The following is a 12,258-nucleotide window of genomic DNA, read 5'->3' on the forward strand; positions in this document are numbered from 1 at the left end:
TTTCAGCCGATACAGAGTTGGCTCATAACAATTACAAACACCACACGGATCTCAGACTGACGCTCACAAGGATGTAAACATGAATCTATCCATCAAAAACAAGCTGGTCCTCGCCATCGGGGCCATTATCCTGGTCATCTCCAGCCTGCAGGTCTGGTACAACACCACCCAGCTGCGCAGCGAAACCCAGCGGCTGATCTGGAGCTTCATCGACGACAGCTCCATCGCCAACGTCAAGGGCATCTCCCGCTGGCTCGATGCGCGCATCGGCCTGGTCACCGCCACCAAGGAAGCCTTCACCAAGGAGGAGGAGCCCCTCAGCCACCTGGCCCAGTCCATGAACGCAGGCAACTTCGACCTCGTCTATGTGGGCACCAAGGATGGCCGGATGATCCAGAGCAAGCAGACCAACCTGCCCGCCGGCTATGATCCGCGCCAGCGTCCCTGGTACAAGGACGCCATGGCGGCCGGCAAGCTCGCCATCACGGCCCCCTATGCCGATGCCTCGTCTGGCAACCTCATCATCACCATCGCCGAGCCCTTCAGCCGTGGCAACACCGACGGCGTCATCGCAGGTGACGTCTCCATCGACGGCCTGGTGCGCGACGTGCTGGCCATCAACTCGGAAGGCACCTACGCCATCCTGGTGGACAGCAACGGCACCATCATAGCCCACCCGGACAAGGCGCTGACCCTCAAGCCCGCCACCGCCCTCTCCCCCGAGCTGACGGCGGCCAAGGTCAACGAACTGGCCCATGACAACACCATCTCCGAGATGGATATCAGCGGCAAGGCCAGCGTGTTCGACCTCACCGAGATCCCCAACACCAACTGGTATTTCGGCATAGTGGTGGACAAGGCGGTCGCCTACCAGTCCGTCTCCCGCATGGTCACCTCAGCCCTGCTGCAAGGTCTGCTGACCATCCTCATAGTCGCGGGCTTCTCCTACGTGGCCATCAACAGCTCCCTGGCCCCGCTGAAGACCCTCGGCGAGGCGATTGCGGATCTCTCCCGCGGCAACGGCGATCTGACCCGCCGCATCAAGATCGAGCGGGAAGACGAGGTCGGTACCGTCGCCAAGCACGTCAACACCTTCATCGAACGCATCCACGTCATGGTGCAGGACATCTCCAACTCCTCCGGGCAGCTCAACCAGCAGGCCAGGTCCTCTCACGACATGGCGGAGAAATCCAACCAGGGTCTGGCGCGCCAGCAGAACGAGATCTCCCAGATAGCCACAGCGGTGCACGAGATGTCCGCCACCGCCGTCGAGGTCGCCAGCAATGCCGAGCAGACCGCAGAGGCAGCCCGCAGCTCCTCCAGCAGTTGCGAGCACGGCAAGCAGGTGATCGCCCGCAACCAGCGCTCCATCACGGATCTCGCCACCCAGGTCAAGCAGGCCTCCGGCATCATCCAGGAGCTGGAGAAGAACGCCCAGGAGATCAACACCATACTCTCCACCATCCAGGGCATCGCCGAGCAGACCAACCTGCTGGCACTCAACGCCGCCATCGAGGCCGCCCGGGCCGGTGAGCAGGGTCGCGGCTTCGCCGTGGTCGCCGACGAGGTACGGGTGCTGTCACAACGTACCCACAGCTCCACCGTCGAGATCCGCAGCATGATAGAGACGCTGCAGCGCAACACCCAGGGGGCCGTCAGCACCATGCACGAGGGCCAGCTGCTGGCCCAGAACAGCGTCGAAGATGCGAACGATGCCACCCAGGCCCTGGAGCAGATCACCACCTCTATCAACCAGATCTCCGACATGGCGACCCAGATCTCCAGTGCCGCCGAGGAGCAGCGGGCGGTGACCGACGAGGTCAGCCGCAATATCCAGGCGGTCAAGGACGTCTCGGACGAGCTGGCGGTGGATGCGGACAGCTCCCGCAATCTCTCGGCTCAACTTAAAAATATTTCAGGTGAGCTCAACAATCAGGTCGGCATGTTCCGCATCTGATCGAGCCAATGAAAAGGGGCCGTCCAGGCCCCTTTTTTTCTATAAACCCTTTTCGTTTCAATGGTTATAATTCCCCTTCGACACCGGACACTCTGTGATCCGCCTCTCCATTCGAGTATCCTTCTGACGCAGCTGATGCCTGCCCTGACTATATTCGCATTACTTTTTTCGATGTTTTTTCAGCAGTCCCCAAGGTGATAATAGTTATCACTAAACATTTCTGATAAAAAACTTAAAAACTTTAGGGGTAATACCTAAAAAGAGAGGCATTTCTCATTTTTTTGAAAGAAAACTACGTACAATCTTGGGGTTAAAATCACCAGAGTAGCGAGTACGGCTGATCCAGATCACTGATGGATGGCGATAATGACGGCATTTTCATCCAAGGAATGGGGTGGTTGTAATAAAAACCACCGTTGCCAAGCACTAAAACAAAGCAGTTTGACTTGCATCAAGCCTGAATTTTTTTCATAGAGCAAAATCGTGCCCAGCAAATCTATCCCTAAGGAGGCAGATGTGGATATTATCAAGACCGATGTTGCCATCATCGGTGCCGGTGGCGGTGGCCTGCGTGCCGCAATCGCCATTGCAGAAGCCCACCCGGAGCTGGAAATCGCCCTGATTTCCAAGGTCTATCCGATGCGCAGCCACACAGTGGCCGCCGAAGGTGGCGCCGCAGGCGTCGTCCGTGATGACGACTCCCTCGAAAACCACTTCAACGACACCGTCTCCGGTGGCGACTGGTTGTGTGAGCAGGACGTGGTCGAGTACTTCGTCAACAACGCCACCAACGAGATGATCCAGCTGGAACACTGGGGCTGCCCCTGGAGCCGCAAGCCGGATGGCAAGGCCAACGTCCGCCGTTTCGGCGGGATGAAGATCCCGCGTACCTGGTTCGCCGCAGACAAGTCCGGTTTCCACATTCTGCACACCCTGTTCCAGACCTCCATCAAGTACCCGACCATCAAGCGCTATGACGAGCACTTCTGTCTGGATCTGATCGTGGAAGATGGCCGCGTCCAGGGCGTACTGACCTTCGACATCCAGAACGGCATCACCCGTTTCATCCAGGCCAAGTCAGTGGTGCTGGCCACCGGCGGTGCCGGTCGCGTTTACCGCTACAACACCAACGGCGGCATAGTCACCGGCGACGGCATGGCGCTGGCCTACCGTCACGGCGTGCCGCTGCGTGACATGGAGTTCGTCCAGTATCACCCGACCGGTCTGCCGGGCACCGGCATACTGATGACCGAAGGTTGTCGTGGTGAGGGTGGCATCCTGCTCAACAAGGATGGCTACCGCTACCTGCAAGACTACGGCCTGGGCCCGGAAACCCCGGTCGGCCAGCCGAAGAACAAGCACATGGAGCTGGGTCCCCGTGACCGTCTCTCCCAGGCATTCTGGCAAGAGCAGCAGAAAGGCCGCGTGATCCAGGGCCCCATGGGCGATGTGGTTCACCTCGACCTGCGCCACCTCGGCGAGAAGTACCTGAAAGAGCGTCTGCCCTTCATCTGCGAACTGGCCAAGGCCTACGTGGGTGTGGATCCGGTGAAAGAGCCGATCCCGGTCCGTCCTACTGCCCACTACACCATGGGCGGCATCGAGACTGACGGCAAATGCGCCACCCGCATGCCAGGCCTCTACGCCGCTGGCGAGTGTGCCTCCGTCGGTCTGCACGGCGCCAACCGTCTGGGTTCCAACTCCCTGTCCGAGATAGTGGTCTTCGGCAAGGTGGCCGGTGAGCAGGCAGCCGAATTCGCGGCGACCCAGCAGCACGGCAACACCGAAGCACTGGCCGCCAAGGCCGAGGCGCTCATCAAGCAGCACCTCTCCCTGCTCGACATCGACGGGACCGAAAACCCGGCCGATATCCGCAACGAACTGGGCATGTCCATGGAAGCCGGCGTCGGTATCTACCGTACCGAAGAGCTGATGCAGGGCACCATCGACAAGATCAACGAGCTGAAGGCCCGTTACAAGAAGGTCAAGATCAACGACAAGTCCTCTGTCTTCAACACCGACCTGCTGTACGCCATCGAACTGGGCTACATGCTGGACGTGGCCGAAGCCATGGCCCATTCCGCCATCAACCGCAAAGAGTCTCGTGGCTCCCACCAGCGTCTGGACGGTTACGAAGAGCGGGATGACGTGAACTACCTCAAGCACTCCCTCTCCTTCTACAACCAGGAAGGCGCCCCGACCATCGATTACTCCGATGTGAAGATCACTAAATCCCAACCGGCAAAACGTGTGTACGGTTCCGAGGGTGAGAAACAAGACGAGGCTAAGAAGAATGGCTGAGATGATCGAAATTGAAATCCTGCGCTACCGTCCCGAGCAGGATAACGAGCCCTGGATGCAGACCTTCCAGGTGCCTTACCTGAAAGAGATGTCCCTGCTGGATGCCCTGCAATACATCAAGGATCAGCTCGACTCCACCCTGAGCTTCCGCTGGTCCTGCCGGATGGCGATCTGCGGCTCCTGCGGCATGATGGTCAACGGCATTCCGAAGCTGGGTTGCAAGACCTTCCTGCGGGACTACCTGCCAGGCAAGATGACCATAGAGCCCCTCAACAACTTCCCGATCGAACGCGACCTGGTGGTCGACATGTCCGATTTCATCGAGAAGCTGGAGAGCATCAAGCCCTACATCATCCCGTCCGAGCCGCGCAGCCTGTGCGACGGCGAGTACACCCAGACCCCGGCTGACATGGCGAAGTATCACCAGTTCTCCATGTGCATCAACTGTGGCCTCTGCTACGCCGCCTGCCCGCAGTACGGCATCAACAAGAAGTTCACCGGTCCCGCGGCCCTGGCGCTGGCTTATCGCTACAACGCCGACAACCGCGACAGCGCGTCCAAGGAGCGGATGAAGATCATCAGCCAGGACGAAGGCGTCTGGGGCTGTACCTTCGTGGGTTACTGCTCTGACGTGTGCCCGAAAGGCGTAGACCCGGCCGCAGCCATCCAGCTTGGCAAGGTCGAGAGCGCCAAGGACTACATGATCGCCATGTTCAAGCCGGATTGAGACCAGGAGTGAGACCATGAACAACACCCAAAGCAAACGTAAGCCCTACGTGCGCGAGATGAAGAAAGACTGGTGGCTGAAGAATGCCTTCTACACCGGTTACATGATCCGCGAAGGCACCAGCATCTTCGTCTCCATCTATGCCGTGGTGCTGATGTGGGGTCTGCTGCGTCTGGTGCAGGGTCAGGAGGCGTTCAACGGCTGGCTGGAATCCCTGCAGAGCCCGGTTGCCATCCTGTTCCACGTCATCGCGCTGGCAGCCTGCCTGTTCCACGCCAAGACCTGGTTTGCCCTGGCTCCCAAGGCCATGCGCATCTTCCGTGGCGAAGACCTGGTGCCGGAGAAGCCGATCGTCATCGCTCAATATGTGGCGCTGGCGGCGGTATCCCTGCTGATCCTGATCATCGTGGCTTGAGGAGATTAATGATGAGACGTTCTGACGAACCCATTTACTGGGGACTCTTTGGTGCCGGTGGCATGGTGGTTGCCATGCTGCTGCCGGTGATTGTCCTCATTACCGGTCTGCTGGTGCCCATGGGCATCATGGACGTGGAGACCATGAGCTTTGAGCGCGTGCACGCCTTCGCCAGCTCCTGGTGGGGTGCCTGCATACTGCTGGTGATCATAGCCCTGCCCATCTGGCACGGCATGCACCGTATCTACCACGGCCTGCATGATCTTGGGATCCACACCACCAAGCTGCACCACTATGTGTTCTATGGCTTCGCCTTCCTGGTATCTGCCATTACCGTCGGCCTGCTGATGGTGCTGGTACTCCAGTAATCCTTAGGTTGCCAGCAACAGATGATAAAACCGGGCCCAGTGCCCGGTTTTTGTTTGGCTGTCGTTTAGCCTGCGGGCTAAGGACGCAGCGCTGGCTCCGGCCACAGGGCCCGCAGGGGCGCCGGCATGGCGCCGAGGCGAAGCAGCGGGGTCTGGTGCCACTGCGCCAGTTTTTGCAGCGCCTTCTCCAGATCCTGCGCCAGGCTGGCGCTCACCCTGACCCCCTGCTCCAGATAGAGGCTCTTGACCTCGAACACCCCCTCCTTGCGATGAGCCTTGGCGTCCATCCTGCCCACCAGCTGGCCCCGGCGCAGCAACGGCAGCACAAAGTAGCCGTACTGGCGCTTGGGAGCCGGGGTGTAGCACTCGATGCGGTAGTCAAAGCCAAAGAGCTCGCTGGCCCGCTTGCGATCCCACACCAGGGGATCGAAGGGCGAGAGCACGGCTGTGTGGGTCGCCTTGAGGCTGCCGGCCTGGGCCCGGGCCAGCTCATCGGAGAGCGATGCGTGCACGAAGGCGCCGTGCTGCCAGCCCTCCACCCGCACCGGCAACAGCTCCCCCTCGTCCGCCAGCTGATGGAGCAGGGCGTCGTATTTGCCGCGCCGCAGGCGGTAGTAATCCGCCACCCAGCCGGTCTTGACCAGCCCCAGCGCCCGGCAGCTGGCGCGCACCATGTCTCGTTGGGCGAGCTCAGGGCTCGGTAGATGCCGCCCATCGTCCCACTCGGGCATGACCCGTTCGGCGAGATCGTAGACACGCTGGAAGTTGCGCCGCTCGCGCACCATCAGGCGCCCTGCGGTGAACAGCACCTCCAGGTGGCGCTTCTCGGGCTTCCAGTCCCACCAGCCGTTGCCCTTGCCCTCCTTGCGTTCAAAGTCGGCGGCCCGCACCGGCCCATCCCGGCGAATCTGCTCGACTATCTGCTCTATCTCGCCGCCGTGGGTCTTGAGCCACTGGGCGGAGAACTTCCAGCCCATGGCGGCGGGATCCAGCATGCGATGGCGCAGCAGCCGGTAATCCTCGCGAGGGACGAAGCAGGCCTCGTGGGCCCAGTATTCGAAGAGATCACCCTCGGCCAGCAACTGCTCCAGCCAGCGCGGATCGTAGTGGCCGAGCCGGCTGAACAGCACCAGATAGGGGCTGCGGGCCACCACAGAGATGGTGTCTATCTGCAGCAGCGCCATGCGCCTTATGCAGGCCAGCAGATCGGAGGGAGAAGCCTTGGCGCGGCGCGGAGTCAGCAGCCCCTGGGCTGCGAGTTGCAGGTGGCGGGCGTCTTGCAATGACAAATGGGGGATCGACATGAAGATAAGGGCATCCGTTCCTGGGTGTCAGGCCACCAGCATGCCCAAGCCGCCGCCAAATGAAAACGCCCCGTTCAGGGTTTGGTGAACACGGCTACATCGGCGTGGGGGAAGCAGAGCTCCGCCTGCCAGCGGGCCGCCAGGACGCGAAACGAGGCCTCGGCGAAGAAGACGATGTGGGTCGGATCGTGGCGGTAGCGCCACTGCCTGAAACGCTCGTCTCCCAGCACCCTCTGGGTCTGCAGCACCAGGACGCCGCCGGGGTTGAGGCAGCCCCAGAGCCGGTCCAGCACGGCGCGGGGGGCGGCCAGGTGCTCTATCACCTCGGTGCTGGTGATGAAGTCGTACCGCCTTGTCAGCAGTTCGGGCTGGTCGGCGTAGAACTTGTCGTAACCCGCCATCTCAAAGCCCGCCTCCCGCCCCATGGCGATGAGGGCAGGCCCGGGGCCGCAGCCGAAATCGAGGCCGCTGGCAGGAGGGTTCACCCGGGAGAGCACCTCGCCGAAGGCCCGCATCAGGAAGCCGCGGTAGCGGGGATCGTCCACCTGGTTGTCGTGCCCGTCATAGACCGCCTTCTCTGCCTGATCGTCCAGATGATCCGCCTCATCCAGCCAGACCAGCTCGCACGCCAGGCAACGGTGATAGCGCTTGCCCGCCACCGGCAGGGGGTAGCTGTGGCGAGCCGAGCAGAGGGGGCAGCTGGCGCTTGATGACATGACGGATCCTCCTGGGTGACAGCCGCGCAGATTGCCTGCCCGCCGCCTTGCTGACAACTTTTTTTACTCCTTAAGGGTTTCTTAAGTTTGCCCTTTTACTCTCAAGCCATCCCAAGAGAAGGAGCCAACCATGACCATAGAGATCCAAGCCCCCTACAGATTGCTGCTGGCACAGTCCCCGCAGCAGGTCATGGCGCTGCAAGCCTATATCCAGGCCGCCTACACCCTCGAATTCAACGCCCGCATCCCCCATTTCCTGCCCTGCCTGCTCGGGCTCTACCGGGCCGATGGGGTGCTGGTCGGCGCCTGTGGCCTCAACCACGCCAGCACGGGGGAGCGTGAGCAACCCCTCTATCTGGAGCAGTATCTGGAGCAGCCCATCGAGGCCGCCATCGAAACCCGCCTCGGGGTACGTCCGGCCCGCAACCGCATCATCGAAGTGGGCAACCTCGCCTGCAGCGAGCCGGGCAATGCCCGCCTGATGTTTGCCGCCCTGTGCCGGTTGCTGTGTGACAACGCCCTCGACTACGTGGTGTTCACCGGCACCGCCAAGCTGCGTAACAGTTTTGCCCGGCTGCGCCTCAACCCGGTGGAGCTGGCCCCTGCCCAGGCCCATCAGGTGGGAGAAGACGCCAGCGCCTGGGGGGAATACTACCGCTGCCAGCCCAAGGTGATGGCCGGGGACATCAACCAGGGGCGCGAGGTGCTCGCCCAGAGCAGCCTGCTGCTCAACCTGCTGGGGCCCATGCCCATGCTTTTTAACCATGCCGGCCATGACAAGAGGTGCGCCCAATGAGCCTGTTCGACGCCATCGCCCGCCATGCCAGCCTGACGCCGCAACAACCGGCACTGCAAGGCAGCCAGGGAGAGCTGGATTACCAGACCCTGTGGCAGCAGATCCAGCGCCTGGCCGACCGCTTGCAGCAAGCCGGCATTCGCCGCCTGGCCCTGCAGCTCGACAACGGCCTGCCCTGGGCGCTGATCGATCTGGCCTGCACCCGGGCCGGGATAGTGGTCATTCCCGTGCCCCACTTCTTCAGCCCGGCGCAGCAGGCCTGGCTGCTGGAGAGCAGCGGTGCCGATGCCCTGGTGGGCCCCGAACATGAGGGCTGGCAGGCCGCCGCCCCCCTCATCCTGATGACGGGGGCCGCCGATGAACAAGCGCTGCCCCTGTGGCGGCGCACCCCGGTCGCCCCCCCGGCCCTGCCTCTGGGCACCGCCAAGATCACCTATACCTCGGGCACCACGGGCCAGCCCAAGGGGGTCTGCCTGTCCCTTGCCCAGATGACGGCGGTCTGCGAGTCCCTGGCCCTGCGGGTCGCGCCGGCCGGGGTCGAACAGCACCTGACCCTGCTGCCCCTGGCCACCCTGCTGGAGAATCTGACCGGTCTGTACGTGCCGCTGCTCACCGGCGCCTGCAGCCGCATCCCCTCCCTCGGCGAGCTCGGCTTCACCGGCTCCAGCACCCTCGACCCGGCCGTGCTGGGCCAGGCCCTGGCACACTGGCCCAGCCACAGCCTGGTGCTGGTGCCCGAACTGTTGCGCCTGCTGCTGGCGCTGTGCGCCAACACCCAGGCCCTGGCCGAACGGCTCAAGGGGCTGCGCTTCGTCGCCGTCGGTGGCGGCAAGGTCGCCCCCGATCTCATCCGCCATGCCCGCGCCCTGGGGCTCCCTGTCTATGAGGGCTACGGCCTGTCGGAATGCGGCTCTGTCGTGGCGCTCAACGGCCCTGACGCCGACCTGATGGGCAGCGTCGGCCGCCCCCTGCCCCACTGCCAGGTCACCCTGGCCGCCGATGGCGAAGTCATGGTGAGCGGCAGCGCCATGCTCGGCTATCTGGGGGAAGAGAGCACCGCAGGGGAGCCTGCGGACCTGCAGATCGCCACCGGGGATCTGGGTCACCTGGACGCAGAGGGCTACCTGCACATCACGGGGCGCAAGAAGAACGTCCAGATCACCGCCTTTGGTCGCAACTTTTCGCCGGAGTGGGTGGAAGCCCAGGCCCAGCTCTGTCCGGCCATCGCCCGCATCGTGATCTTCGGTGACGGCCAGCCCGCCAACGTCGCCCTGATCCAGCCGCTGCCGGGCAGCCAGTCCCAATTACCCGAGCAGATTGCCCGGCTCAACCAGCAATTGCCCGATTACGCCCGCATCCATCACTGGCTGCCGGTGGCGCTGGATCAGCACCCCGGCCTGCTGACGGCCAACGGCCGCCCCCGTCGCAACGAGATTTATCACCACTTTTCCCGGCAGATCGACCAATGCCTGACCCAAGGCCTCACAGGAGAGACCTCATGAGCTTCTACCAGACCCTGCAACACGCCACCGCCTCCGAGCGCGAGCACCTGTTCAATGCCCCCATCATCGAGGCCTGCCGCCGCGGCGACATCAGCCGGGAGACCTACCTCGCCTTCCTGGCAGAGGCTTACTACCACGTGCGCCACACTGTGCCGCTGCTGATGGCCACCGGCGGCAAGCTGGGACAGGAGTATGAGTGGGTGCGCGGCGCCATCCGGGAGTACATAGACGAGGAGTACGGTCATCAGGAGTGGATCCTGAACGACATCCGCGCCTGCGGCGGTGACGCCGAGGCGGTGCGCCACGGCCAGCCGGGTCTGCCCATAGAGCTGATGGTGGCCTTCCTCTACGACCAGATCCAGCGCGGCAACCCCATGGGCTTCTTCGGCATGGTGCAGGTGCTGGAAGGCACCAGCGTCGCCATCGCCCTGACGGTGGCGGACCAGCTCAAGAGCGGTCTGGGCCTGCCGCCCCAGGCGATGAGCTACCTGAGCTCCCACGGCGCCCTGGATCAGGAGCACCTCAAGTTCTTCGAGTCCCTGATGAACCGGGTAGAAGACCCGGCGGATCAGGCCGCCATCATTCACTCGGCCAAGGTGGTCTACCGCCTCTATGGCGACATGCTCCATCAGCTCACGGGATCCTGCCAATGAAGCTTGAAGGGAAACGCATACTGCTCACCGGCGCCAGCGGCGGCATAGGGGAAGCCCTGGCCATGGAGCTGGCGGCCCAGGGGGCGCACCTGCTGCTGCACGGACGCCGGGCCAGCGCCCTGGAGCGCCTGCGCAAGGAGCTGCCTCATTCCGAACGCCACCAGACGGTGACCGCCGATCTGGGCTCGCCCCAGGAGCGGGCCAGGCTGTTGCAACACCCGGCGCTGGAGCAGGGGCTGGATGTGCTCATCAACAGCGCGGGCTGCAACCAGTTTGCCTGGCTGGAGGATCAGAGCGGCGAGCAGGTGACGCGCCAGCTGCTGCTCAACATAGAGGCGCCCATCCAGCTCACCCGCGCCCTGCTGCCCCGGCTGCGCAAGCCCGCCGTCATCATGAACATAGGCTCCAGCCTCGGGGCCATCGGCTATGCCGGTTACAGCGTCTATTGCGCCAGCAAGTTCGCCCTGCGGGGCTTTAGCGAGTCTCTGGGGCGTGAGCTGGAGGGCACCGGCATCAAGGTGCTGCACTTTGCCCCCCGCGCCACCCGCACTCACCTCAACTCCCAGGCGGCCTACGCCATGAATGCCGAGCTCGGCACCCGGACCGACAGCCCCCAGGACGTGGCCGAGGAGGCCGTCATCGCCCTGTGCAACGAGACGCGCCGCAGCTGGCTAGGCTGGCCGGAGAAGCTGTTCGTGCGGCTCAATGCCCTGCTGCCCGCCCTGGTCGACAAGGCGCTGGCCAGACAACTGCCCATCATAGAACGCCATGCCCGCCACCCTGTCCCCCTGGCCACAGATCACGGGGACAACCCCGCCTGTGCCACACACGAGAAGGAACATTGAGATGAAACACGCCACTTTCCGCCCCCGATTTGGTCACAGTCTCCTGCTGCTCGCCCTAGGAGGCACGTTGACAAGCAGCCTGGTTCAGGCCGCCGATGCCCTGCCCACCATTCAGCAGCAGTGGGCCCACTGCCAGTATCAAGAGACTGGCAAGGCCAAGGATAGCTGCCTGGAGACCCTGAGCGCCCAGGCGGAGCAGGCCAGTGCCAAGGAGGCCTTTCGCACCGATCTGCTGATCTGGTCCGCCATCGTCAAGAGCACCTGGGCCGGCGCCAAGGGCGGCCTCGGGGCCCTCAGCCTGGTGAAGGAGGCCAAGGCCAAGCTGGAGATCGCCATCAAGCAGGATCCCAAGGCACTGGAGGGCTCCGCCTACACCAGTCTGGGCTCCCTCTACTACCAGGTGCCGGGCTGGCCGGTCGGCTTCGGGGATGACGACAAGGCCGAGCAGTTGCTCAAGCAGGCGCTCGCCATCAACCCCACCGGCATAGATCCCAACTTCTTCTACGGCGACTTCCTGCTGGATCAGGGGGACAAGGCCCAGGCGAAGATCTATCTGGACAAGGCCCTGGCCGCCCCGGCCAGACCGGGCCGCGAGGCGGCGGACGAAGGACGCAGGACGGAAATCCGCGAACGTCTCGCCAAGCTATAAACACAAGCAGATCAGTGCGCTATTT

General features: G+C 63.1%; 12 protein-coding genes. 10 read left to right on the plus strand and 2 right to left on the minus strand.

The window, feature by feature from the left end:
• Positions 1–79: 79 nt before the first annotated feature.
• From Aeroheme_RS15380 to frdD, 5 genes are all read left to right on the plus strand, one after another.
• The gene (locus Aeroheme_RS15380; RefSeq protein ID WP_392417960.1) at positions 80–1,957 is read left to right on the plus strand and encodes a methyl-accepting chemotaxis protein; all 1,878 of its coding nucleotides are present in this window, start codon (positions 80–82) and stop codon (positions 1,955–1,957) included.
• Between the two features lie 516 nt (positions 1,958–2,473).
• Positions 2,474–4,258: a fumarate reductase (quinol) flavoprotein subunit gene (gene frdA / locus Aeroheme_RS15385; protein WP_025326131.1), complete on the plus strand. Its 1,785-nt coding sequence runs from the start codon at positions 2,474–2,476 to the stop codon at positions 4,256–4,258.
• Positions 4,251–4,985, plus strand: a complete 735-nt coding sequence (locus tag Aeroheme_RS15390) for a succinate dehydrogenase/fumarate reductase iron-sulfur subunit (protein WP_059168380.1) — start codon at positions 4,251–4,253, stop codon at positions 4,983–4,985. The genes frdA and Aeroheme_RS15390 overlap by 8 nt, the downstream gene beginning before the upstream one ends.
• A 16-nt stretch (positions 4,986–5,001) precedes the next feature.
• Positions 5,002–5,400 carry a fumarate reductase subunit C gene (locus Aeroheme_RS15395; RefSeq protein ID WP_106887562.1) on the plus strand — a complete coding sequence of 133 codons (399 nt, stop codon included), beginning with the start codon at positions 5,002–5,004 and terminating at the stop codon, positions 5,398–5,400.
• Positions 5,401–5,411: 11 nt separating this feature from the next.
• Positions 5,412–5,768 (plus strand): fumarate reductase subunit FrdD, encoded by a 357-nt coding sequence (gene frdD, locus Aeroheme_RS15400; protein ID WP_033130989.1) that lies wholly within the window; start codon positions 5,412–5,414, stop codon positions 5,766–5,768.
• Between the two features lie 77 nt (positions 5,769–5,845).
• Here frdD and Aeroheme_RS15405 read toward each other — a convergent pair whose 3' ends face one another.
• Together Aeroheme_RS15405 and Aeroheme_RS15410 are read right to left on the minus strand one after the other, a co-directional pair.
• Positions 5,846–7,072, minus strand: coding sequence for a winged helix-turn-helix domain-containing protein (locus tag Aeroheme_RS15405; protein WP_411166153.1), 1,227 nt, complete (start codon positions 7,070–7,072; stop codon positions 5,846–5,848).
• Between the two features lie 74 nt (positions 7,073–7,146).
• Positions 7,147–7,788: a class I SAM-dependent methyltransferase gene (locus Aeroheme_RS15410; RefSeq protein ID WP_411166154.1), complete on the minus strand. Its 642-nt coding sequence runs from the start codon at positions 7,786–7,788 to the stop codon at positions 7,147–7,149.
• A 130-nt stretch (positions 7,789–7,918) separates the two neighbouring features.
• Between Aeroheme_RS15410 and Aeroheme_RS15415 the strand changes: the two genes are divergently transcribed.
• Genes Aeroheme_RS15415 through Aeroheme_RS15435 form a run of 5 tightly spaced genes read left to right on the plus strand, consistent with a single transcriptional unit; the run spans position 7,919 to position 12,233 of the window.
• Positions 7,919–8,584: a thermostable hemolysin gene (locus tag Aeroheme_RS15415; protein WP_408816648.1), complete on the plus strand. Its 666-nt coding sequence runs from the start codon at positions 7,919–7,921 to the stop codon at positions 8,582–8,584.
• Complete coding sequence (locus Aeroheme_RS15420; protein ID WP_411166155.1) at positions 8,581–10,086, plus strand: AMP-dependent synthetase/ligase; 1,506 nt, start codon at positions 8,581–8,583, stop codon at positions 10,084–10,086. The genes Aeroheme_RS15415 and Aeroheme_RS15420 overlap by 4 nt, the downstream gene beginning before the upstream one ends.
• Positions 10,083–10,739 carry a TenA family transcriptional regulator gene (locus Aeroheme_RS15425; RefSeq protein WP_139744263.1) on the plus strand — a complete coding sequence of 219 codons (657 nt, stop codon included), beginning with the start codon at positions 10,083–10,085 and terminating at the stop codon, positions 10,737–10,739. The genes Aeroheme_RS15420 and Aeroheme_RS15425 overlap by 4 nt, the downstream gene beginning before the upstream one ends.
• Entirely contained in the window at positions 10,736–11,584 is an 849-nt protein-coding gene (locus Aeroheme_RS15430) for an SDR family oxidoreductase (RefSeq protein WP_106887567.1), read from the plus strand. Before Aeroheme_RS15425 ends, Aeroheme_RS15430 begins: the two co-directional genes overlap by 4 nt.
• Position 11,585: 1 nt before the next feature.
• Positions 11,586–12,233 (plus strand): tetratricopeptide repeat protein, encoded by a 648-nt coding sequence (locus Aeroheme_RS15435; protein ID WP_411166156.1) that lies wholly within the window; start codon positions 11,586–11,588, stop codon positions 12,231–12,233.
• Positions 12,234–12,258 lie beyond the last annotated feature (25 nt).

It is taken from the genome of Aeromonas sp. DSM 116730 (assembly GCF_046581335.1).
Lineage (GTDB): Bacteria > Pseudomonadota > Gammaproteobacteria > Enterobacterales > Aeromonadaceae > Aeromonas > Aeromonas rivipollensis.